The sequence below is a fragment of the Aquidulcibacter paucihalophilus genome, assembly GCF_002105465.1.
GTDB lineage: Bacteria > Pseudomonadota > Alphaproteobacteria > Caulobacterales > Aquidulcibacteraceae > Aquidulcibacter > Aquidulcibacter paucihalophilus.
Genome location: NZ_NCSQ01000171.1, coordinates 16,643 through 40,938 on the forward strand (window position 1 = coordinate 16,643; position 24,296 = coordinate 40,938).

Sequence of the window (24,296 nt, forward strand, 5' to 3'; positions counted from 1 at the left end):
GCAGTGGACGCGGGGCGGGGCCTTATGCCATAGGTCAAAGGCATGCGCCTTTTTGGGGAGAGAGCCAAGCGATGGCTGTTGGATTTACCGCATTAGACTGGCTGATTTTGGGCGGCTATGTCGCGATTATCGCCATTGCCGGGATTTTGGCGACCAATAGCAAAATGGCCAAAGCCAATGATTATTTTCTGGCCGGCAATAATGTGCCGATCTGGCTGGTTGCCATTTCAGTTCTCTCTACCAGTCAATCAGCGGCGACTTTTTTGGGCGCGCCCGATTCCAGCTATCGCGGCGACTTTACCTATTTGGGCAGCAATATTGGCGCAGCCTTAGGGGCCATTATTGTCGCTATGGCTCTGATGCCGCGCTTTTACGCCATGCAGGCCACTACGGTTTATGAGCTTTTAGAGAAGCGCTATGACCGCACTGCCCGCCAAGCTGCCGCCGGTATGTATTTGGTAGGTCGGATTTTGGCGAGCGGTGCGCGCCTCTATCTCGCCGCCATTGCGGTCTCCATGATTATGTTTGGCGATATTGCGCCCAATCATATCATTCAGGCTTCGCTTCTTTTGCTGATATTCGGCCTAATCTTCACCTTTATCGGCGGCCTGAACGCCATCATCTGGAGCGATCTGGTCCAAGTTGCGATCTATGTGACTGCCGCTTTGACCGTGGTGGCTTTTCTTTTGATGAAAATTCCAGCTTCCGAGGCTGAAATCTGGCAGGGCCTTGCCCATACGCCCGAGGGCACCAATAAGTTGCAACTGATCGACTTTAGTTTGGATTTCAGCGCACCCTTCTCCTTCTGGGCGCTGATTACCGGCGTTGCGATCCTGAATGCGTGTAATTTCGGCCTCGATCAAGATACATCCCAGCGCTTGTTGGCCTGCAAGGATGCCAAGCAGGGCAATCAAGCCATGTTTGTGTCGGTCTTTGCGACCATTCCCGTAGTGCTGATCTTTATGACCATCGGGTCCCTCCTCTATGTCTTTTACCAACGGCCGGATCTGATGATCCAAGAAGGTAGCCAAGAGGTGATGACCAAATTTGAGGGACAAGACATCACCGTCTTCATGACCTTTATCCTGACCCAAATGCCGCCGGGTTTGCGCGGCTTTGTGACAGTTGGGGTGATAGCAGCGGCGGCTGTCAATTCCGGCCTGATTTCCATGTCGTCGGTTCTCGTACAGGACTTCTACCGGCCTTGGCGCGACAAGCGCGGGCCAAAGCCAGAGGCCCATTATGTGCGCGCCGGGCAATTGGGCATGGTGGTGCTAGGCGTCGCTTTGTTTGCCATGTCCATTCTGTGTTTCTACTGGCAGCAATATACCGACACGCCGCTTCTGACCTTTGTGTTGTCGGTCATGACCTTTGCTTATTCCGGCCTGTCAGGGGTTTATATCACGGCGGTCTTTACCAAGCGCGGCTCTACCGCCAGCGTGATTGCCGCCTTAGCCGCAGGCTTCATCACCATCCTGCTGCAGCAAGCCTATATCGTCGATTATTTCGGTCTGCCACCCGCTTGGAAGAGCCTCGCCTTCCCGTGGCAATTGTGCATTGGCACAACAGTGGCGTTTTTGGTGTGCCAATTGGGGCAGACAAAGAAGACTGTGCCTGCCCCGACTGCAGCGGCCTAAGACCAGAAGCCGACCGCGGCTTTGGTATCTTTCAAGATCGGCTGGGCAATCGCATTGGCCCGATCTGCACCCGCGCGCAGGATCGCATCAATCTGGGCAGGGTCTGCCAAATAAGTGGCCATAGAGGTCATGGTTGGCCCCAATGCCTCCACTGCCAGATCGGCCAATCGCGGCTTGAATACACCAAAGCCTGCACCGACAAATTCAGCCACGACTTGTTCTTTCGTCTGGCCCGACAAAGCTGCATAAATGCTGACCAGATTGTCTACTTCGGGCCGCGATTTCAGCTCATCCACATGGGCTGGCATGGGCAAAGTATCGGTCTTGGCCTTTTTGATCTTCTTGACCATCACATCGACTGAATCGGTCAGATTGATCCGCGAATTATCGGCGGGGTCGGACTTGGACATCTTTTTGGTCCCATCCTGCAGATTCATCACGCGTGCGGCGGGACCGCCAATGATAGGCTCTGGCAGGGGGAAGAAACCGTCAACTTTGAAGTCTGTATTGAAGCGGGCCGCAATGTCGCGCGACAATTCAAGATGCTGCTTCTGGTCATCGCCGACAGGTACGTGGGTTGCCTTATAGGTCAGAATGTCGGCAGCCATCAGAACCGGATAGTCAAACAGGCCGACAGAGCTACGCTCAGCATTTTTCCCTGCTTTATCCTTGAACTGGGTCATGCGCTCTAGCCAGCCCATGCGCGCCACACAATTGAGAATCCAAGCTAGCTCGGCATGAGCCGATACATTGGACTGTACGAAAATGACCGAGCGAACGGGGTCAACGCCAGCGGCCAAATAAGCGGCGGCAACTTCGCGGGTTTGGGCGCGCAGCTTCTCAGGGTCTTGCGGCACCGTGATGGCATGCAAGTCCACCACGCAATAAATGCATTCGGTGGCAGGTTCGTTCTGCAATTCGACAAAGCGGCGGATTGCGCCCAGATAATTGCCTAAATGCAAATTCGCGGTTGGTTGAACCCCAGAAAAAACCCGCTTCTTTGATACGTTAGTCATGTCTGTCTTCTTATCCTAGAACTCATCTTGTGCGGAGGCGGCAGGGGCCCCGGCAGGCTTTTGTAGCGCGAGCTTGATGTCGGCCATAGTTACCGCCCGCACGAGGAAGGCGACTGCCGCATAAACGATCGCACCCAGCAAGCAAACCAATAAAGTCGCCACTTCCTTGCCAAATACCAGTCTGGCCTCAAACCAGCCCTCAATCGGCACGCGGTTCAAGGCAGCAAAACCTAAGACCGCGGCCATGGCGCAGGTGGCGATCAGGATACGGAAGAACTTGCCAATCACCCAAGGTTCGGGTCGCCAATTCTTCTCTCGCAGCAAGGTCGCGGCCAATAAAAGCGCGTTTACCCATCCCGCGACGCTAGCGGCGATGGCAAGCCCGACATAGCCTTGTAGACCCAAAGCCCGCAACCCAAAGAACAAAGATGCCCCTAAGCCAATGTTCACCAAAACACTGATCAAGGCAAAATTCATCGGCCTTTTGGTATCGCCGCGCGCGAAAAAGGGCGGAGCCAAAATACGGATCAACACAAAGGCAGGCACACCCCAGCCATAGTGGAACAATGCGTCTGCGGTAGCGCGGGCGTCTGCCTCGGTAAACTGGCCACCAGCCCAAAAGCCCTGCATCAGGAAGAAGGGTACCACAACCAAGGCGGCGGCGGCGGGCAGCGTAAACGCCATCGACAAAACGAACGCTTCATCCAAAGCTTTGGTATCGTCGCCCGTTTCCGGGCTGGCCACGGCGCGTGCAAGGCGGGGCAGTAATGCCACCCCAATGGCTACGCCAATCAGGCCAAGGGGTAATTGAAACAAGCGGTCGGCCGCATAAAGCCAAGACTTTGCCCCGACCTCAAAGCTCGACAAGGACTGGCTGACCAACACGTTCAAATGCGTGGCACTGCCTGCGATCACGGACGGACCCATGACGGTCACAATCGCCTTCACCTCTGGCGTCAAGCGCGGCACTCGAAAGCCGATCCGAACGCCTAATCGCCGACAGCCAATATAAAGGGCGGTGGCCTGCAACACCCCAGCAATTGTAATCGCCACCGCCGCATTGATGGCAGCTTGGGTCGGTTCTCGCACAAAAATGACTGCGGCAAGGATGGTCAGATTTAACAGGGTTGGCGCGGCAGCAGACAGGGCGAACTTGCCGGCCGTATTCAAAACGCCCGAAAACAACGAACTCATCGCCATGCCGACGAGATAGGGCATGGTGATTTGCGTGAGCAGAATGGCGAATTGGAATGCCTGAGGCTTATCGGCATAGCCCCCGTGGATCACCAGCATGATCCACGGCATGGCCAGTTGCGCCACGATAGTGACCACGGCCGCAACCAAAGTCAGTACCGAGAAAGCTTGGCTCGCCACTTCGGCGGCCTTATCCTTGCCAATCTCGGCCTGCGTTTTGGCATAGAGCGGCACAAAGGCTTGACTAAAGGCTCCCTCTGCCAAGATACGACGGAACAGATTTGGGAATGTTTGCGCTGTCGCGAATGCATCGCCAACCCAACCGGCACCCAAAAGATTGGAGATCGCCCGGTCTCGGGCATAGCCCAACAGGCGGCTCAATAAGGTGAAACCGGCTTGAACAAGGGTATTGCGGGCAAGCGACATCGTCAGATTAGCTCCAGTTGGTGCACCACTAACCTGTGCGGATGGATTGCGGGAGGGTGGCTGCTGACATTGACCAAATTCAGGCAATTATCTTGCGCAAACAAGGATTTTTCACCATGGTTGAGGCATGAATATGCCCGCACCAAGTTCGTCCGCCCCTTCACCCACCGATATGACGGCCCTGCGGGAGGCGATTGATGCCATTGACGGGCAGTTGGCGCGCCTGATTGCACAACGTTCAGGCCTGGCGCGCGCCATTGCCGAAGCCAAAAAGGCGGCAGGCGATTCTGGCTTTGGGTGGCGTCCCGCGCGCGAGATCGACATTCTGCGTGGACTGATTACACGAGAGCCAAACCTTGACCCTGCCTTAGCAGCCGCCGTGTGGCGGGCGCTGATTTCCGCCAATCTCGCCGCTCAAGGTGGGCTTGATGTCGTGACCACGCTGGAAGCAGCCCCTTGGGCGAAATTAGCGTTTGGATCGGCCAGCGAGACGCGCATTTTATCGGCATCCGAGGCGTTGGTGGCGGCGAAGCAGGGGGCAAGAACCATCGCCTGCCTGCCTTGGCCGGGGGAGCGGGAAAGTTGGTGGGTGGATTTGTTAGATGATCGCTTGGCAGGTGTGCATGCATGTGCGGCAAGCCCTCAAATTGTGGCCCAAGGTGCACCGGCATCGCTGCTACTCGCCAACCGCGCGCCGGAAGCATCAGGCGGTGACATCAGTCTGCTCGCGGGCCCGAAAGCAGCGCTAGAAAAACATGGGGGCACAGGTTTGAGCGAGCGGGGAGAGCTTGCCTTAATCCAAGTCACGGGCTTCATGGAGCCTGACGCGCCGCTGGAAACCGGCGTCCGCCTGATTGGCTGTTTTGCTTTGGCCTAAAGGCTAAAGATCATAGAAGACGTCGGTCAGATAAAGACCGTCGCTTGGCGCCACGGGGCCACACCGCTTACGGTCTCGCGCCTCTAGCGCATCGCGAACATCTTCGGGGCTCCATTTCCCGCGCCCCACTTCCGACAATGTCCCCATCATGGAGCGGACTTGGCGATGCAGGAAGGATCGCGCCTGCACGCGGGCCTGAATCTCTGGCCCGAAAACGCCTTCAACGCGGCGCAGCTCAAAGCGGCTTAAGGTCTTGATGGGGCTTTTGGCCTGACAATCGGCATCGCGGAACGTGGTAAAGTCATGCGTGCCAAGAAGATAATTGGCCGCTTCTTGCATGCGGTCGACATCCTGATCTTGCGAGACGCGCCATACGCGGCCGAGTTCCAAGGTTAAAGGCGGGCGACGGTCGACCATCCGGAACAAGTAGCCACGGGCTTGGGCGGAGAATCGCGCATGGAAACTATCGGGCACGGCCTCAACCTCGCGCACCGAGACCGGCCCCAAGTCGCGCAGCCACGCGTTCAAGGCCTCTTGCAAACGGAACGGAGCCCAATTCTTGGCAAGATCAACATGGATGACTTGGCCAGTGGCATGCACGCCCCGATCCGTGCGCCCAGCGGCATGGGTACGGCGCAGTTCGCCTTCAATCGCCATAATGGCGCGCTCTACTGTATCTTGCACGCCTTTCCCGTCCGATTGGCTCTGCCAACCCGCGAAATTGGTGCCATCATACTCAAGGGTCAGTTTCCAACGCTGCATCAGAAGCGTTTAGCGCAGCATTTAGCCGCTTGCGAACCCCCTTGCTGCGTTGACCTTTTGGCGTGGTCAGCCTAGCGCAGAGAAAAATCAAAATATGGAACTCATGCTCATGAAAACTCCCCGCGCCTTCTTCAAACCCCTCGCCATTGGTGCGCCTGCGCCTTACCGTGACCTGCCGATAAAGGTGGAGCGGATGATCCACTTTGTGCCGCCACATCTGGAAAAAGTGCGCGCGAAAGTGCCAGAGATGGCCAAAGGCGTAGACGTCATTCTGGGCAATTTGGAAGATGCGATCCCGGCAGACGCGAAGGAAGCCGCGCGGGCTGGGTTTATCGAGATGGCGCGCGAAACTGATTTTGCTGCGATGGGGACCGGTCTGTGGACCCGTATCAATTGCCTCAATAGTCCCTGGATGCTGGACGATGTGATGGAAATTGTCGCCGCAGTTGGTAACAAACTGGACGTCATCATGGTACCCAAGGTCGAAGGGCCTTGGGATATACATTATCTGGATCAATTGCTCGCCCAGCTCGAGGCCAAGGCAGGCGTTTCCCGCCCGATCCAATTGCACGCGATCTTGGAAACTGCTGAAGGCGTGGCCAATGTGGATGCAATTGCCCTAGCCAGCCCCCGCATGCAGGGCATCAGCCTTGGCCCAGCCGATTTGGCCGCCAGCCGCGCGATGAAGACGACCCGCGTGGGCGGGGGTCATCCGGGCTATCGCGTGGTGGAAGACCCCCATGCGGACGGCAGCGCCCGGGTCAGCGTTCAGCAGGATTTGTGGCATTATACTTTCGCAAAGATGGTCGATGCCTGCCAAACTGCCGGTATCAAACCCTTCTATGGTCCGTTTGGCGACATTAAGGACCTTGAGGCTTGTGAGCAGCAATTTCGCAACGCCTTCATTATGGGCTGTGCGGGGGCGTGGTCTCTTCACCCTGACCAAATTGCTATTGCAAAGAAAGTCTTCAGCCCCGATCCCGCGGAAATCGCCTTCGCCAAGCGCATCCTAGAAGCCATGCCCAATGGCAGTGGGGTGGCCATGCTGGACGGAAAAATGCAGGATGACGCGACTTGGAAACAAGCCAAAGTGATGGTCGATAGCGCCAAACTGGTTGCCGCCAAAGATCCAGATATGGCCGCAGCCTACGGCTTTTAGTCGGCCCTGCCTGTCGGGCGGGCAGCCATTGCTCGCCCCAAAGGCGGCTGCAGCTGTACCAATGGGCAACGCAGTCATGGCCTTGCCCTAAAGGAAACTTGCCGTCAAATGGCGGCATGCCCGATACTAATCCAGCGTCCGCCCGCGACTTAATCAAAGACTTAGGTGCCCTGTTGGGGGAGGTCATCAAGGATCAGCATGGCGAGGCCCTGTTTGAGGCCATTGAAACCATTCGCGCCGAATCGGTGCGCGAATATCGCGGCCAGGCACCGCAAGGTGCTACCGTCAGCTTGCTGGATGGCCTAGAGCTGGATGAAACACTCGTCTTCATCCACGGATTTTGCGTGTTTTCGCAATTAGCCAATCTGGCTGATGACTATGTCAGCCGCACCCAAGCCGTGCGCCAAGACCCGTTGGCACTCCTCAACACACGGCCAGAGCTGAGCGTGGCGCATGTGTCTGATGTGGTGTCCAAAATGGTTATAGCCCCCATCCTCACCGCCCATCCCACCGAAGTGCGCCGCAAAAGCGTACTGGACCGGGAAGCTGCGATCTCTGACACATTAGACGCGCGGATTGATCTCGTGGATGGGCGCGACATGCGGGTCGAGCGGTTACGCCGCGAAATCCGGCTCTTGTGGCAAACCCGCGTGCTGCGCGGGGAACGCATTGAAGTAGCCGACGAAATCGCCAATGTCGCGAGCGTTTTGGGTCGTTCCTTCTTGAAAGAAATGCCCAACCTTATCCGCCGGCTAGAACGGCGTTTAGGCACGGAATTGCCGGGGATTTTGCGGGTTGGCTCTTGGGTCGGTGGGGATCGCGATGGCAATCCTTTTGTGAATGCCCAAACCCTAACCCATGCGGTGATGTCGCATGCGAGCCTGCTGCTAAGCTCCTTTCTGGAAGAATTGCATCAGTTGGGCAGTGAATTGTCGATTTCGACTGAACTTACCTCCGTTTCACCCGACTTGGCACGTTTGGCAGAAGCCGGGCGCGATGCTTCCCCCCATCGCGCAGACGAGCCGTATCGGCAGGCGATCAGGGGCATTTATGCCCGTTTGGCCGCAACCTATCAGGCGATAACCAAAAGACCCCCTGCCCGACCGACCGATTTGGAGGCCTTAGCTTATCAAGGCCCCAGCGAATTGATTGCCGATCTTGAGATCGTGGGCGGGTCTCTACGGGCCCATGCAGCAGGCGATGTCGCCGATGGACGTCTCGCGCGCTTGATCACGGGCGTGAAAGTCTTCGGCTTCCACTTCGCCCAGATGGAATTGCGCCAAAACTCGGACGTGCATGAGCGCACGATTGGCGAATTACTGGCCGCTGCAGGCATTGAGGCCGATTATGCGAGCCTGACCGAGGAGGCTCGTATTGAGGTATTGCGCGCGCAATGGCGTTCACCCCGCAATCTAACCACGCCTTATGCCAAATATGGCGCAGAAACGCTGAAAGAATTGGAAGTGTTTTGGCAAGCCGGCGCCATCCGCACCGCGGTGGGCGAAGAAGTCTTGCGACGCGTCATCGTGTCCAAGACCGACAGTGTGTCTGATCTTTTGGAAGTGGCCCTCTTGCTGAAAGAAGGTGGGCTGTTTGAACTATCGCCTGATCCCAGCCCGCAAATTGCCATCGCACCCTTGTTTGAAACCATTGCAGACTTGCAGGCCAGCGAGGCCATCATGCGAACCTGGCTAACCTTGCCTGAAGTCGTCCGCGCACGTGCCGCCACCAATCCGGTGCAAGAAGTGATGATTGGCTATTCCGACAGCAATAAGGATGGCGGTTATCTGACGGCCAATTGGGAAGTGCGCGGTGCCATTGGTCGGCTTGTCGCTTTGGGCAAGGAATTAGGTGTCACCATGCGCTTCTTCCATGGTCGCGGCGGCTCGATTGGTCGTGGCGGCGGCTCGTCCCGGGATGCGATTGCGGCCCTTCCCGCAGGCAGTATGGAATCGGGCCTGTCGGTGACCGAGCAAGGGGAGGTTATCTCCTCAAAGTATGGCCATCCAGATAGCGCGCGGGTGTCTTTGGAAACTTTGGTGGGGGCAAGCCTTGAGGCAGCGCTTCATCCAGTCGACCAAGCGCAAGAAGAAGCCTTAAGCCGGATCATGCCGCGCTTAAGTGATTTGGCTTTCAAAGCCTATCGCAGCCTTGTTTATGATACCCCTGATTTTGCGCGCTATTTCCACCAATCGACGCCCTTAAAAGAGATTGTCGACCTGAAAATTGGCAGCCGACCTGCCGCCCGTACCGCGTCGGGTCGGATTGAAGATTTGCGTGCCATTCCATGGGTGTTCAGTTGGTCGCAAGCGCGCGTCAACCTGCCAGGTTGGTATGGCTTTGGTAGTGCCATTGCGGGTTATCAAGAAGCCGTGGGGGCATCGGCGGCGGGTGAGCTTAAGGCGCTCTATCAATCCAGCCCCTATTTCGCCAATCTTGTTTCCAACATCGAAATGGTCCTAGCCAAAGCCAATTTAGAAATTGCGCGCCGCTATAGTGAATTGGTGGACGACCAAGAGATGGCAAAGGCTATTTTCGCCCGCATTAAAGCGGAATGGCTCAAGACATTGGAAGCCTTAGAGCTTGTGACCGGGCGGGCGGAACTGGTGGGAAATAATCCAGCACTTGCCCACTCGATCAGCTTACGCATGCCCTATCTCGATCCACTGAACTTGTTGCAGGTGAAATTGATCAAACGCTTGCGCGCAGGCCAAGATGAATCTCAGGCCGAAACCGTTAAAAAAGGCATTCAATTGACGATCAACGGCATTTCCGCCGGCCTGCGCAATACGGGCTGATTAGGGCTTTAGAAGAGCTGCGAGTTCGGCCTTTGCTGCTTCATAATCCGCCTTGAACGTAGGATCCTTGCGCAATTCCACCAATAGCGCGGCGCTAAGGGCTTGGCCCGCGGCGACATCGCTGGGGTAATGCACGCCGCAGACCGCGCGGCTAAGGCCGTAATCCAGCCCGCGCGCTTTCAGGGCTTCTGCTTTGGCGAGAACAAGTTCTGCGAGGAGCGTTGCGACCATCGCGCCCCACATGGCATGGCCAGAGGGGTAAGAGTTCAAGCCATTTTCGGGCAAACGGACACAGGGGGTTACGGCGGGATCAGCCAAGGGTGGGCGGGGGCGCTTGTAAAGCTCTTTAAAGGGCAGAACCGTTGCACCCACATCTCGGGAAGCACGGGCCATTAAGCGGGCAAGGCTTGGGGCGCTTTCAGCCGTCACCCGCGGGCCCAGCACGGAACCAAAGGCGGAGAAGACGTCGAGCTTTTGATCGGCTTGGGCGAGGGCGACGCGATCGGGCGTGCGCTTGGCTTGCAGGTCCAGCGCTGCGGCGCGATCATCCAGATCCACCTTTGAACCAGGTGCGGGTGCCGCTGGGAAATTGGCGACCGCTACCGCTGTGGGGAGATAACCCTTGATGTCGTCGGCACGGGCGCAGCTGATCACTGCCGAAGTCAGCATGAAGCCGGCAAGCGCCCAGCTTAACGACGGGCGAGCAAAGGATGGGAAACGCATGAACATCAGAACTCCTTTTGGCGCGATCCTTGCACCCTGACTGCTCTAATCCTGCTCGATCCGGCCAACCCGAAACGCGCCAAGATCGGCATAAACCGCCCGATCTGCAAAGGCGAAGGCTGCATCATCAACCCGAACATCGGTCCTGCGCAAGTGGCGTGACAGCGTTAGGCCCTCCAAGGTGCGGCAGCGCGACAGCGCAACGTAAGTCTGCCCATGGGCAAAGGCACCACGGCCAAAGTCGACATGGACGGCATCAAAAGTCAGTCCTTGGGCTTTATGGACGGTCAAGGCCCAAGCGGGCCGCAGCGGCACTTGCCGAAATACACCCACTGCCTTGCGTTGGGGAACGCCCTCTGGATCGGGCTCGTACACATAACGCTCCCAATCGGCGGGCTCGATCTCATGAACACGGCCACCAATGCGCACAAAGACAGAGGTTTTGCCAAGGTCTACCACCGTCGCCAACGTGCCGTTGACCCAGCGTTTGTCGGGATCATTGCGCAACAGCATAACCCGCGCGCCAATCCGCAACACAAGATCGCTGTCGGTTGGGAAAATGCGTTCATCAAACTGGCCTTCGACCTTGGCTCCATAAGAAGCTTCGGGCCCTGAAAGGCGCGCCATCTCCAGATCATTGATCCGGCGAGCCGCTTCATTGGTGGTGGTCAGCACAATTGCCCCGTCGCCATCCTTGTCAGAAAAGGGCGGGGGTTCACCCACCACGCGAGAGTCCAAAAGCTCTGCATCCTCCATCGTTGGCCGTCCGCGCCGCATCCGGTCCAAGAGGCCGAGAAAGGCAGCATCAGATTGGCGAAACACCTGACACAGCTCAATCGACGTCCAAGAAAGGGATTTGACCGAGGGCGCGTCGAAGAAATAAGGCCCACCAAACCACTGTTCGAGGATGGGTTCATCCTCGCGGCTGACGACGGGTGGCAATTGCGCGCTGTCGCCGACGCATAAGAGGCGTACGCCGCCAAAAGGTCTTGCGACCCCGCGGTGCAGACGCATGGATCGATCAATCGCATCCATCAAATCCGAACGCACCATCGAAATCTCGTCAATCACCAGAAGATCGAGCGCCTTCAACATCCGCCCTTCGCGGACGCGACGCACATCTTGAGGCTGGATCATGGCCGGCGGTAACTTGAACAAGGAATGGATCGTCTGGCCCCCAGCGTTCAAGGCCGCAATACCCGAGGGGGCAACAATCGCGGCCTTGAGGTCTGTCTCATCCATAAAGGCTTTGAGGAAGGTGGTTTTGCCGGTCCCGGCGCGGCCCGTAAGAAATACGCCGCCTTCTGCCTTTTCAATCCGCTCTGCCACTTCGCGGTAAGGACCGTCGTCAAGCGAGTGGGCGACGGCTTTTGCCGGGCTTTCAATCCGCCCATGCCCCCCTTGCAGCCGCGCCATGGCCATAGCCCCATCGGCATCATCAACTTTGGCAACAATGGTTCCATTGCGGATCAGCACAGCCGAAAAACCGCGTCCGGTATCCACCAGACGCGCGATTCCGCCCCGCAATGCCATTTCCCGCACTGTCTTCACGTGTGACCTTTTCAACCTCTTCCTTCGGTGGGTGCGGCTGCTGCGTCAAGCCGACACTGCGCCCATATGTATCGATTAGAAATTCTAACTTGTAACTCGCGCACTGAAGTCGCACCTCCTGTGTTATATGCACGGACACAAGTGAGGACGAAACATGACCCAAAATGCAGCTAGCCCCGCGACACGCGCACAAGGCCGGATTTTCTCAAACATCACAGAGACAATCGGCGCAACGCCTTTGGTACGCCTAGACAAGATCGCTGCCAAGTATGGCGTAAAGGCTGAACTTCTGGGCAAGCTGGAATTTTTCAACCCTATCGCCTCGGTGAAGGATCGCATTGGCGTGTCGATGATTGAGGAATTGGAAAACCGCGGCTTGATTAAAGAGGGCTCTGTCTTGGTGGAGCCGACCTCAGGCAATACCGGCATTGCCCTGGCTTTTGTAGCGGCCCAACGCGGCTATCGCCTGATCTTGGTCATGCCAGAAACAATGTCGTTAGAGCGGCGCAAAATGTTGGCGTTCCTTGGTGCGGAACTCGTCCTCACGCCGGGTGCAGAAGGGATGAAGGGTGCAGTCGCGCGCGCTAAGCAATTGGTTGAAGAAACACCAAATTCCCTGATTCCCGGCCAATTTGTGAACCCCGCAAATCCAGCTGTCCACCGCCGCACCACGGCAGAGGAAATTTGGATTGATACCGAAGGCAAAGTCGATGCCTTTGTGGCGGGCGTGGGCACAGGCGGCACGATTACCGGCGTCGGTCAAATCTTGAAGCAACGCCATCCCGGCATCCAAATCATTGCGGTAGAACCCGCAGGCAGCCCTGTCTTATCGGGTGGCGCACCCGGGCCGCACAAAATTCAGGGCATTGGCGCAGGATTTGTTCCCGAAGTTCTGGACCGGTCGGTGATTGATGAAGTCATCACCGTCACCAATGAAGAGGCCTTTGACTTCAGCCGTGACCTCGCCCGGATCGAAGGCGTGCCCGGCGGGATTTCGACTGGAGCTAATTTGGCTGCGGCGATAAAATTGGGTCAACGCCCGGAATATGCTGGCAAGCGGATCGTATTTATCGTCCCAAGCTTTGCCGAGCGCTATATTTCCTCGGCGCTTTTTGACGGCATTGGCTAAACCATCTAGCGGTCCGCAACGTGGATTTGAGGTCGCGGGCCGCCACTGTCACACGCTTGAGATTGACAAGCAGGCCTCAAACAGCCAGATGTGGCCATGTTTCCATGCAAATCTCCACAAGAAGCGATTGATAGGCTTCAAGACATCCACGCAGCTTCCGTTCAGGCCCTGCACGATGCCCTCGCCCGGTTTGTTCAAACCCGGGTCCCTCCCACACCAGAAGAGCGGGCGCGCTTTCGCTATCCCGAAATCCGCGTAACCTACGCCCCGGACGGTCCGCCGCCTGTGTCACAACGCGCCTATGCGAAGTTTAATGCGCCTGGCGTCTATACAACCACGGTCACCCATCCGGCTTTATTCACCGAGTATCTGCTTGAAAACCTCGAGCCCTTGGTTGGCGAATATGGGGCGACGGTTGAGGTCGGCCTATCCGATGCCGAGATGCCCTATTCCTATGTGATCGATGGGGTAACCGACCTTGGCGTCGGTGATGTGCCGCCTCAAGAATTGGCGCGCTGGTTCCCAACCCCACAATTGACTGCCGTCGGCGACGAAATTGTCGATGGCGAGTTTGAAATCGTACAAGGCCAGCCTAGACCTTTGGCTTTGTATGATGGCTTGCGGGTCGATTATTCGCTGAAACGCCTCACCCATTATTCGGGGACAGAGTGGCGGGCTTTCCAGCCTTGGATTTTGTTCACCAATTATGCGCGCTATGTCGACGAATTTGTGCGCTGGGCAATTGATCAGATTCGCCAAGGCGGGCGGTATGATTCCTTGATTTGTTCGGGCGGGGTAACGATTGACGCCTCTAATCTGAACGATGATCCAGAAGGACGCGTTGCGGCCAGCCCATGGCGCAAGTATCAAATGCCGGCCTATCACCTCACGACCAAAGACGGCCAAGGCATTACCCTCGTCAATATTGGCGTGGGCCCTTCGAACGCCAAAAATATCACCGACCATCTGGCCGTATTGCGTCCCCATTGTTGGTTGATGGTGGGCCATTGTGGTGGCCTTCGGCAGAGCCAACGTATTGGCGACTATGTTTTGGCCCACGCTTATTTGCGCAAGGACGAAGTGCTTGACCGCATCTTGCCCGCCGACGTGCCCATTCCGCCAATTGCCGAAGTGCAAATGTCGATTCAACAAGCCGCCATGGAAGTAACTGGCGAAAGCGGCGAAGCGCTGAAGCGTCGTCTACGGACCGGTACGGTGGTGAGTTTCTCGGACCGGAACTGGGAGCTTTATTGGGGCCGGGAACGGCGCTTGATCAATATCTCGCGCTCTATCGGCGTCGATATGGAAAGCTGCATGATTGCCGCCCAAGGTTTCCGCCACCGCGTACCCTATGGCACGTTGTTGTGCGTCTCCGACAAACCATTGCATGGGGAGATCAAGCTGCCGGGTACCGCCAACATCTTCTATGAGCGCGCCATTGGGGAGCATTTGAAGATTGGTATCGCAGCAATTGAAAAGATGCGGCTCGATGGAGTGGTACTACACTCGCGCAAGCTGCGCAGCTTTGACGAGCCGCCCTTCCGCTGATCCTTTCGGTACCGAAAACGAAAAAAGGGGCCCCGTCGGGGCCCCTTTAGTATGTTGGCTGGGCGCTCTTTATTCCGCAGCTGCTTGGCTGGCGCGGCGCTCGACTTCCTCTTTCAAGGCAATCGCCTTTTCTTCGCTGGTGACCGTGGGCACCTTGGAGAAGAAACGCTTCACCTTTTGGTCAAGATCATCGATCAGTGTATAAACGGCAGGCACAAAGATCAGACTCAAGACCGTCGACAAGGTCAAACCACCGATCACCGCAATCGCCATCCCGTGCCGGAACGCACCCGCACCGGCAGTTGTCAAAGCAGCCGGCACCATACCCGCGATCATGGCAATCGTGGTCATGACGATCGGGCGTGACCGTTTGCGTGCTGCATCGATTAAGGCCGCATGACGCGGCACACCGCGGTGCTGGGCTTCAATCACAAAGTCGACGAGCAGGATTGAGTTTTTGATCACGATCCCGATCAGCATCAAGAGACCAATCATCACTGGCAGCGACAGCGGCTCCTTGACCAGACCCAGCGCAATAAAGGCACCCGCTGGGGCCAAGAGTATGACCGACAAAATTGTAATCGGGTGCAGGAAGTCCTTAAACAGCAGCACCAGCACACAGTAGATCAGCAAAATGCCAAGGCCAATGGCACCTGCAAACTGGCCGAACATGTCGCCCAGCTCTTCGGCGTCGCCGTCTGGCTTCACTTTCACACCGGGGCCCGGATTCTTGTAGAAGTCTTCCTTCTGCAACTCCTGCAAGGCGGGGCCAAGCTGCTTGCCAGGGGCAAGACCAGAGGAAATCGTCACCACGCGCTGGCGGTCTTCCCGTGTGATACGAGCTTCACCGCCACCAAACTGGATGTCAGCCACGGCACTTAAAGGTACAGTTTCACCGCTGGCAGTATTCACGCGCAAGGCCCCGATGGCCTCAATATCCGCTCGGTTTTCCCGTGCCAGACGGACCAGAATTGGGATCTGACGCTCGCCAGCATTAAACTTAGCAAGATTGAGCTCAATATCGCCCGTGGTCGCCAAGCGCGACGCCGTCGCAATTTCTGCAATCGACACCCCAAGGCGTGCAGCCTCTTCCCGCTTCGGCACGATATGCAGCTCGGGTCGGGTTAAGTCGGCCGAGGAACGTAAATCAACGGCCCAAGGCTTTTTCCGCATTTCATTCATCACCCGTTGAGTCGCAGCCGCCAAAGCGTCTGGGTCATCAGAGGTCAAATTGATCGACAAGCCGCCAGAGCCCCAACCCCCGCCAAAGCGGGCGCGAATACCGGGCACCATGCCAACCGTTTTGCGAAGTTCGCTCTCGTAAGCCTGCTGGGAGATGTCACGCTCTTTGCGATCGACAAGCGAGATAAAGTAAGTAGCCCCCGTCAAGTCACCGTTGACGCTCTGCACAACCGATTTGGTTTCAGGCCGATCCATCACAAGACCCGCAACCTCGCGCGCTCGGGCGTCGGCTTCGTCAGGCGAGAGACCTGGCGGTAAGTCGATGCGCATTTGCACAAAGCCTTGGTCAATGGTTGGCGTGAAGGTTTTAGGCGCCAAGCTGAGCATGGCAATCGAAACCGCCATGACAGCCAGGCCGACGCCAACAGTCTTCCACCGGTTCCGCAAGGCCATTTCGAGGAAGTCGATATAGCGCTTGCCAGCTTCCCCTTCATGCTCAGGCGGAGAGCGCGTGAGGATGAAGGCCGCGAGCAGTGGCGTGATCAAACGGGCAACCAAGAGCGAGAAGAGCACCGCAACCGCGACCGTCAAGCCAAAGCTTTTGAAGAATTGCCCAACGATGCCGGTCATGAAGGATACGGGCGCAAACACCGCCACAATCGTTGCCGTAGTTGCCACCACCGCCAAACCAATTTCGTCGGCTGCTTCCAAGGCGGCAGAATAAGGAGACTTGCCCATCCGGATGTGGCGAATGATGTTTTCGATCTCCACAATCGCGTCATCGACCAAGATGCCGGCCACCAAAGCAAGCGCCAAGAGCGTCACGTCATTGAGTGTAAATCCCAACAGGCTCATGATCCAGAAGGTTGGAATGGTCGACAAGGGGATGGCGATTGCCGCCAAGAAAGTCGCTCGCCCGTCTTTGATGACGAAAGTTACGATCCCCAAAATAACCGTGCCAATAGCAAGAAGCGCAGTTTTTGAGACGACGACGCCTGTGGTCGTTTTCAACACCCATGCAAGGCCAACCAGACCAAAACCAATGATAGCGGCAGCGGCAATGACAGGTCGCCATCCGCCTAAGAAGACTGCCACCACTAAGGTCGCAAGCAGGGCCCCCTCAAACAAAGTCTCCATCGACATGTCAAAGCTTTCTTGGACATAATCGGTTGGGGTGAAGACAGGTTCGATAATGAGGTTTGGATAGGCCTTGCGCAATTCTTCAATCTTCAGCTTCACGGCATCATAAGCCTTCAGAGAGCTGGCCGTTTTGGAGCGCAAAATCTGGAACATAACGACAGGCTGATCGTTAAACCGGCCAATGCCTCGTAATTCGCTCGACCCGTCGCGGACATCCGCAATATCAGACAGGCGCACGACACGCCCCCCACTCAAGACAATGGGGGTCTTGCGGAGTTCGTCGACTGTTTTGGCCGAACCCAATGCCCGGATGGTTTGCTCACCCGCGCCAGATTCAGATTTGCCCGCTGGCAAGTCGATGTTCTGGCTGCGCAACGCACGGCTGACTTGTGCTGCGGTCGCACCAAAGGCGGTGAGGCGCGCAGGGTCCAAATCGACAGTGATTTCGCGGTTTGCGCCGCCCCAGCGTTCTACCCGCCCAACGCCTTTAACCGCCAGCAATTGGCGGTTAAACTCTCGGTCGATCAGCCAAGAGATATCTTCAGCTGGCATGTCGGGGCCACGCACCGAGTAAATTGCCAAGGGTTCTTGATCGTTGAAATCAATCCGGGCGACTTGTGGCTCAGTAATCCCATCTGGAAGGTCTGAGCGGATTTGCGAAACTGCGGCCCGCGCATCGTCCACCGCTTTTGAGATGTCCGTGCCGATTTGCAGTTCAACAAACGTGTTTGAGCTACCCGTGACCAAGGTGGTCGTCATTTTCTTGACGCCCTCAATCGAGGCCAAAGCCCCTTCGACCTTTGTCGCAATCTGATTTTCGAGTTCGCTCGGTGCCGCGCCTTGAAGACCCACGGAGACCGTAAAGGCCGGGAATTCAATGTCTGGGTTGGAGTTAATCGGCAGCTTAAAGAAGGCCCCAATGCCCATAATGGTGAGCATGAAGAACAAGAGGATTGGGGCAATTGGGTTTTTGATGGCCCAAGAAGAAATATTGCGCATGACGACTTACCTCACTTCTTGGGGAGAGTTGCGGGTTGAGCCGGCGCCTTGGCGGCGGCCTTAATCGGGTTGATCTTCTCGCCTTCTGCCAAGAAGGCAGAGCCTGCGGTAACGACCAGGGAGCCAGCCGGCGGACCAGTAATCAATTCAACCGAAGCCCCTTCGCGCGAACCCAGTGTAACCTTGACCTTGGTGACCGTGTTGTCGTTTCGCAGGACAAAGACGGAAGCCCCGTCACGTCCATACACCAATGCTGTGGCAGGAACGGCTGTCACCGATCGTGGCTGGGAGGAGGCATTGCCCGTCAAAAATACGCCGGACTTCACCGCTGGGTTTGGCGCCAAAGTGAAGCGGGCCAGACCGGTGCGGCGTTGCGGATCAATTTGAGCTGGCAGGCGGCGCAAAGACCCTGTGACCACAGAGCCGTCAGGCGCGTTAAACTCTGCTGCCATACCGAGGCTGAGACGGCTGATTTCAGACTCAGGAACTTCAGCTGCGACTTCCAAAGCGTCATTGGCGACAATGACAAACATAGGCTGGCCAGTTGAACCGGCGATTTCGCCAACATTGACGGAACGGGAGATAACCTGACCGGCGACCGGGGCCGTGATCAAGCCATTATTCTGGCGCGAATTTGATTGGGCTTGCTGGGCAATGGCCACTTCCAAATCCGCACGCGCCGCACCGACGCGGGCTGCTGCTTGGGCAACGGCTTGGCGACGGCTATCAAGCAGCGCATTGATATCACCCTTTTGGGTGCGCAACCGAGCTTCCGCGGCGCGGGCTGCGGCCCGGCGCGCCTCCAATTGCTCAACCGAAAGCGCCCCTTCGCCCTTAATCGAAAGCGCACGTTGATATTCGGCCTCTGCTTGTTCGAAGGCAATTTGAGCTGCAGCGGTGTCAAGGGCGGTTTCGCGCGGTCCCGTTTCTGCGCGCGTCAAGTTTTGGCGCGCGGCAGTCAATCCAACTTCGGCTTCGGCCAAGGATGTGCGGGCGCGGCGCACTTGCGCGGCTAACAATTCGCTATCAGCATTGATTTGGCGGGCGTCGAGGCGGGCCAGGGCTTGGCCAGCAACAACACGGTCACCCGCATCGGCCATAATCTGAATAACACGCGCGCCAGACGATGTTGGAAAGACGCGGGCTTCTTGCACGGCTTGAACTTGGCCTGCGACCACCAGGCGGCCAATGAAGCTTTTAACTTCGACAGGGGCGACGGACACGGCCTGCGGCATACGACCGCCTTCCTTTTTCTTGGCCTCAGACGTCTTCTTCGCATCCTCGCCTTTTTTTGCGTCACCTGTGTTGCCACACCCAACCAAGCCCAAGGATGAGACAAGGATAAGCGCGAAGGATACAGCTTGGATTTTACGCGTCATTAGAAGCTCCAATCGGCTTTTTTACCGAGTTTTTGGTAGGGGAGGGAATTTGGATTGGGGTAGAAGCCGGATTGAGGTAGCGCAGAACCAAGTTCTTCAGCGCTTGGGCGGCTTCTTCCGCAGTGAAGTCGTTCATAAAGGTCATACGCAGGCCTAAGCCATCTGCCGCCGCCATCAGAACCGCCGACGCTTCGGCCGGATCCAATGTGGGTTCGACGTGTCCCAATTCTTGTCCCGCGCGCAGCAAAGCTGTGATTTCGGTACGAATTTTGGTCTCAGCTTCGCGCGCCACCGCGGCAAATTTGGGATTACGCACCGCTTCGGCCATCAGTTCTGCGGCAAAGGCCGCCCGATTAGGCTCGGCATAAGCCTCGGCAAATTTTTCGCATAGCTCTGACAGTGCCAGCAAAAAATTGTCTGACGCCCGCACTTCGGCAAAAGCCAAAGTTGCCGTGCGGCGCTCATCATCTGCCATGGCGGCGATAATCGCCTCTTTGGAAGGGAAATAACGATAAAGGCCACCGGGGCTAATATTCGCCTCGGTACAAATCTGATCCATCGAGGTCGCATGAAATCCGCGCCGCTCAAAGCAAGCTTGAGCTGCATCCAAGATCTCTCGACGTCTGATCTCAGCTTTCAACGGGTTGACGGTGCGCGACATAAGTCCTATTCCGATAGCGAACGTTCGTTCGCATTATGCGGCCTTGCTCCCGAGGTCAAGCGGTGGAGCGAAAAAACATCATTTTGTGGAGACAACATGTCTACGTCGGCACTTGGGTTTCAGATGTCAGCCAACAAGAAGAATCTCCGCAGGCTTGGCCTCAGCGGAAGTCTGGCTGTCCTGATTTTGTTAGGCGGTTGCGCCACGGGCGGGTCGGTTGGCTTTCCGGGCATAGGTGCGCCTAAGGTCAAAAATCCTGTCAGCACGCTGCCAGACGCTTTCCGCGATATGCCCCCCGCTCCTGCGGGAGAGAGTGCCGCTTGGTGGTCACAGTTTGCTGACCCTGTTTTGGACAAGCTTGTGCGTGAAGCATTGAACGAAGGCATTTCGGTGCAGTTAGCCAACCAACGCCTGATTGAGGCGCGCAATAATGGGCGCGCCACCATTGCGGGTTTCGCGCCACGCCTGACCGCAGTTGGGACGGCTGACACCGATTATGCCATGGGCGATACCAAGCTGACCTCTGCGACTGGCACCGCCGTAGAACAGCAAACGACCGGGCAAGCGGTTTTGCGTGCCACATGGGAAGTTCCCTTGTTTGGCCGCTTTGGCTCTGCCCTTTCTGGGGCAAAGGCCAATGAAGCAGGCGCTCAAGCCTCGCTCGAAGCTGCGAAGATCGCCATAATTGCGGATTTGGCGGCGGCCTATATTGATCTGCGCAATGCCCAGCAGAGCTTAGCCTATCTTCAAGAAGATTTGGCGCGCGCCGATTCACTGGCAGCGATCGCTCATGCCCGCGAGGCAGCTGGCCTGATTTCCTTGGCAGACAAAGGTCTCTCGCAAGGCCAAGCTGCCCAAATTCGCCAACGTGTGCCCGATGCGGAACTGCGGGTTCGCGCTGCTTTGGACAGAATTGCGATCCTGCGCGGCGTGGTTCCTGGGTCGCTTGATGAGACTTTGGCCCCGGTCAAAGACTTTACTTTCCGTGCCGAAGCACCACTGGTTGATGCCGTACCTGCCAATTTCGTCCGTCGTCGCTTAGACGTTGCCCGCGCTGAGCAGGATGCCATTCTGCAGGCGGCGGCCGTAGGGATTGCCCGCGCCGATCTTTACCCCAGCTTATCGATCGTTGGCACGATTACCAGCTTGTCGTCCTTGGCCGGAAACCCGCTGGCGCAAACGGTTCAACGCGGCAGTTCAAGCCCCGCAATCTCCATCCCCCTATTTGATTTTGGCCAAAGACGCGCCAGCTTGAAAACGGCCGACGCCCGGTTCCAACAGGCGCTTTTGGCCTATCGGTCGACGACGCTCAATGCGATCGCGGAAGGACAGAATGCCTTATCGGCTTATGGGCAAGCCCTAGCGCGCGCGAAAGCCGGGATAGAGGGCGAACAGGCCGCCCAAGTGCGCTTTGACGCCACCTTGGCAGGCTTTAATGCCGGTCTTGTGTCGTTCAAGGACCGCTTGGAAGCTGAAAGTGCACTCGCCAGTGCCCGCCAAGCCCGCTTGGCCAATCAGGCGCAATTGAGCGATGCAGCGATTGGCCTCTATCGGACGTTTGCAGGTTCACCCGGCATCTAGTCTCGCGATTCGGCCGATAAGCGCTTTACCAAACGCTCCATGAAGTCGCATCCGGCGGCCAGCTGGGAGATTTCGATAAACTCATCGGGCTGATGGGCTTGGAGGATAGAGCCGGGGCCACAGATTACGGTCGATAGTCCACCGCCTTGGAAAATGCCGCCTTCGGTTGCGTAGGCAACAGCCCGGGTGGTGTTGTCTCCTGTCAAAGCCCGCGCCAAAGCTTCCGCCGCTCCATGGGTCTCTGGGGCCATCGCCGGTGACAGCGAGCGGCGCATCATGCGGGCACCACCCTCTGGGGCCCGCGCCTTTATTGAGGCATCAAGTTCGGCCACCCAAGCCGCAACTTTGGCTTCATGTACATTGGGATCGTCATCAAGCTCAAAGCGCATATCCCACGTAATGTTACACGATTGGGCAAGAATGTTGGAGGCTGTGCCACCATCAATCAAGCCGATGGTAAGCGTGGTACCCGATGGCTCAAACGGGCTGCTTTCAGGGGCTTTGGCCCTCAATTCCTCTGCTAGGGCGCGAAGATTGGCCAATAAGGGAACTGCCTCCATAATGGCAGAGACCCCTTGCTGCACTTGGCTGGAATGGGCCGCCCGTCCCGTAATTTCAATTTGAAACGTCGACAAACCCTTTTGCCCGGAAACGACACCCATATCGCTCGGCTCGCCAATGATAACCGCCGCAGGCTTGGCATAATGCTGATTGAGAACCTCTACCAAGGAGGGCGCGCCCAGACACCCGATTTCCTCATCATAGGAAAGCGCGATGTGGATCGGGGCTATCAGATTAGCCCGCGCCATCGCAGGGGCCAAAGCCAAAGCGCAGGCTGCAAAGCCCTTCATGTCACACGTGCCACGACCGTAAAGCCGGCCGTCAAGTTCGGTTAAAGTCCACGGATCGGTCGTCCAATCTTGCCCGTCGACGGGAACAACATCGGTGTGGCCCGACAAAACCACCCCACCGGGGGCTGTAAGCGGCCCGAAGCTTATGATCAGATTGGTTTTGGTGCCGTCCGCATTTGGAACACGCCGCAATTGCGGTTTCAAAGGCGCGACATAGGCCTCAACCCATTCAATTAGCTCTAGATTTGAGTTGCGCGACGTGGTGTCAAATCCGACCAGCGCCGTCAAAATCTCGATAGTATCTGTTAGGTTCTTGGATCGGGTCATGTGAGTCACTCTGCCACGGCCGCAGCGTTTAGGCCAATTCTTTCGGTGGTTAAGTTGATTTCAAGATATAAACATGTATTTATATCCTGAAATTTCAATCCGGAGTAGACCATTGGCCCGAGCGTCATATCTTTTCACATCTGAAAGCGTTTCTGAAGGACATCCAGACAAGGTCTGCGACCGGATTTCGGATGAAGTCGTTGACCTGTATTTCCGTCATACACTTGCGGAAGGATTGGATCCTTGGGCCTTGCGCTGCGCCGCTGAGACCTTGGCGACTACCAATCGGGTTGTTATCGCGGGTGAATTCCGCGGCACCGACACCGTTACCGAAGACCTGATCGCCCATACGGCCCGCATGGCCATCAAGGATATTGGCTACGCCCAGGATGGCTTCCATTGGCAATATGCCGATATTGAAGTGCTGTTGCATGGCCAGTCTGAACATATTGCGATGGGCGTTGATGCCAGCGGCAATAAGGAAGAAGGCGCGGGCGATCAGGGTATCATGTTTGGCTATGCCACCAATGAAACCCCAGAACTGATGCCGGCCCCAATTCAATTCAGCCACAAGATCCTGAAAGATCTGGCCGATGCGCGCAAAAGTGGGGTGCTGGCTATGTTGGGCCCCGACGCGAAAAGCCAAGTCACGGCGCGATATGAAAATGGCAAGCCTGTTGCAGCAACTTCGATTGTATTGTCGACCCAGCATTTGGATGAAACCCTGACCAGCGACGACATTCGCGCAATTGTAGAGCCCTATATTCGCAACGCTTTGGGCGACATTCTGCCAATCGACCGCGATTGCGTATGGCACATCAATCCAACGGGCAAGTTCGTCGTTGGTGGGCCTGATGGCGATTGCGGCTTGACCGGTCGCAAGATCATTGTCGACACCTATGGCGGCGCAGCCCCCCATGGCGGGGGTGCCTTCTCTGGCAAAGATCCCACGAAAGTGGACCGTTCGGCTGCCTATGCTGCCCGCTATTTGGCAAAGAATGTGGTTGCAGCCGGTCTGGCAGATCGCTGCACGCTGCAGCTTTCCTACGCCATCGGCGTGGCCGAGCCCCTGTCCATTTATGCCAATTGCGATGGGACCGAACGTTGCGATCTCGACAAATTGGAAGCACGCTTGCCACAATTGATGAAACTGACACCACGCGGCATTCGCGGTCACTTGGACCTGAATAAACCCATCTATGCCCGCACCGCGGCCTATGGCCACTTCGGCCGGGCACTGGACGCCGATGGTGGCTTCTCGTGGGAAAAGACCGATTTGGTTGACAGCTTGAAAGACTTGCTGAGCTAAGCATAGCTTCAAAACGAAAAAAGGGCTGTCAGGTTTGGCCTGACAGC

Annotated in this window: 17 protein-coding genes; 8 read left to right on the top strand and 9 right to left on the bottom strand. The window is 56.8% G+C overall.

Features of this window, described 5'->3' with window-relative positions; genetic code table 11:
- The first annotated feature begins 71 nt into the window (after nt 1–71).
- The gene (locus B7364_RS15245; protein WP_085340900.1) at nt 72–1,637 is read left to right on the top strand and encodes a sodium:solute symporter; all 1,566 of its coding nucleotides are present in this window, start codon (nt 72–74) and stop codon (nt 1,635–1,637) included.
- On the opposite strand, the gene trpS is transcribed toward B7364_RS15245, so the two are convergent.
- A complete protein-coding gene (gene trpS / locus B7364_RS15250; RefSeq protein WP_085340901.1) occupies nt 1,634–2,653 on the bottom strand; it encodes a tryptophan--tRNA ligase in 1,020 nt (339 codons plus the stop codon). The genes B7364_RS15245 and trpS overlap by 4 nt on opposite strands.
- 15 nt (nt 2,654–2,668) lie before the next feature.
- A complete protein-coding gene (murJ, locus tag B7364_RS15255; RefSeq protein WP_085340902.1) occupies nt 2,669–4,273 on the bottom strand; it encodes a murein biosynthesis integral membrane protein MurJ in 1,605 nt (534 codons plus the stop codon).
- Nucleotides 4,274–4,400: 127 nt separating this feature from the next.
- Here murJ and B7364_RS15260 point away from each other — a divergent pair, with 127 nt between their 5' ends.
- Entirely contained in the window at nt 4,401–5,150 is a 750-nt protein-coding gene (locus B7364_RS15260; RefSeq protein ID WP_085340903.1) for a chorismate mutase, read from the top strand.
- A 3-nt stretch (nt 5,151–5,153) separates the two neighbouring features.
- Here the strand turns inward: B7364_RS15260 and truA are convergent, their stop codons facing one another.
- Nucleotides 5,154–5,912 carry a tRNA pseudouridine(38-40) synthase TruA gene (gene truA / locus B7364_RS15265; RefSeq protein WP_085340904.1) on the bottom strand — a complete coding sequence of 253 codons (759 nt, stop codon included), beginning with the start codon at nt 5,910–5,912 and terminating at the stop codon, nt 5,154–5,156.
- A gap of 109 nt (nt 5,913–6,021) precedes the next feature.
- Between truA and B7364_RS15270 the strand changes: the two genes are divergently transcribed.
- Both B7364_RS15270 and ppc read left to right on the top strand, forming a co-directional pair.
- Nucleotides 6,022–7,071, top strand: coding sequence for an HpcH/HpaI aldolase/citrate lyase family protein (locus tag B7364_RS15270; protein ID WP_085341017.1), 1,050 nt, complete (start codon nt 6,022–6,024; stop codon nt 7,069–7,071).
- Nucleotides 7,072–7,187: 116 nt separating this feature from the next.
- Nucleotides 7,188–9,869 (top strand): phosphoenolpyruvate carboxylase, encoded by a 2,682-nt coding sequence (ppc, locus tag B7364_RS15275; RefSeq protein ID WP_085340905.1) that lies wholly within the window; start codon nt 7,188–7,190, stop codon nt 9,867–9,869.
- Here ppc and B7364_RS15280 read toward each other — a convergent pair whose 3' ends face one another.
- A complete protein-coding gene (locus B7364_RS15280) occupies nt 9,870–10,598 on the bottom strand; it encodes an acid phosphatase (RefSeq protein ID WP_085340906.1) in 729 nt (242 codons plus the stop codon).
- A gap of 39 nt (nt 10,599–10,637) precedes the next feature.
- Entirely contained in the window at nt 10,638–12,143 is a 1,506-nt protein-coding gene (locus tag B7364_RS15285) for an ATP-dependent DNA helicase (RefSeq protein ID WP_157893734.1), read from the bottom strand.
- 154 nt (nt 12,144–12,297) lie between these two features.
- Between B7364_RS15285 and cysK the strand changes: the two genes are divergently transcribed.
- Complete coding sequence (cysK, locus tag B7364_RS15290) at nt 12,298–13,272, top strand: cysteine synthase A (protein WP_085340908.1); 975 nt, start codon at nt 12,298–12,300, stop codon at nt 13,270–13,272.
- A 96-nt stretch (nt 13,273–13,368) separates the two neighbouring features.
- Complete coding sequence (locus B7364_RS15295) at nt 13,369–14,820, top strand: AMP nucleosidase (RefSeq protein ID WP_085340909.1); 1,452 nt, start codon at nt 13,369–13,371, stop codon at nt 14,818–14,820.
- A gap of 69 nt (nt 14,821–14,889) precedes the next feature.
- Here B7364_RS15295 and B7364_RS15300 read toward each other — a convergent pair whose 3' ends face one another.
- From B7364_RS15300 to B7364_RS15310, 3 genes are read right to left on the bottom strand one after another with little or no spacing between them, the layout of a single operon-like run.
- Nucleotides 14,890–18,141 (bottom strand): efflux RND transporter permease subunit, encoded by a 3,252-nt coding sequence (locus tag B7364_RS15300; protein ID WP_085340910.1) that lies wholly within the window; start codon nt 18,139–18,141, stop codon nt 14,890–14,892.
- An 11-nt stretch (nt 18,142–18,152) separates the two neighbouring features.
- A complete protein-coding gene (locus B7364_RS15305; RefSeq protein WP_085340911.1) occupies nt 18,153–19,520 on the bottom strand; it encodes an efflux RND transporter periplasmic adaptor subunit in 1,368 nt (455 codons plus the stop codon).
- Nucleotides 19,510–20,181 carry a TetR/AcrR family transcriptional regulator gene (locus B7364_RS15310; protein WP_157893735.1) on the bottom strand — a complete coding sequence of 224 codons (672 nt, stop codon included), beginning with the start codon at nt 20,179–20,181 and terminating at the stop codon, nt 19,510–19,512. Before B7364_RS15310 ends, B7364_RS15305 begins: the two co-directional genes overlap by 11 nt.
- A gap of 96 nt (nt 20,182–20,277) precedes the next feature.
- Here B7364_RS15310 and B7364_RS15315 point away from each other — a divergent pair, with 96 nt between their 5' ends.
- A complete protein-coding gene (locus B7364_RS15315) occupies nt 20,278–21,762 on the top strand; it encodes an efflux transporter outer membrane subunit (protein WP_157893736.1) in 1,485 nt (494 codons plus the stop codon).
- On the opposite strand, the gene argE is transcribed toward B7364_RS15315, so the two are convergent.
- Nucleotides 21,759–22,940 carry an acetylornithine deacetylase gene (gene argE / locus B7364_RS15320; protein ID WP_085340913.1) on the bottom strand — a complete coding sequence of 394 codons (1,182 nt, stop codon included), beginning with the start codon at nt 22,938–22,940 and terminating at the stop codon, nt 21,759–21,761. The two genes, B7364_RS15315 and argE, sit on opposite strands and share 4 nt — an antisense overlap.
- A 112-nt stretch (nt 22,941–23,052) precedes the next feature.
- Between argE and metK the strand changes: the two genes are divergently transcribed.
- The gene (gene metK / locus B7364_RS15325) at nt 23,053–24,249 is read left to right on the top strand and encodes a methionine adenosyltransferase (protein ID WP_085341019.1); all 1,197 of its coding nucleotides are present in this window, start codon (nt 23,053–23,055) and stop codon (nt 24,247–24,249) included.
- Nucleotides 24,250–24,296 lie beyond the last annotated feature (47 nt).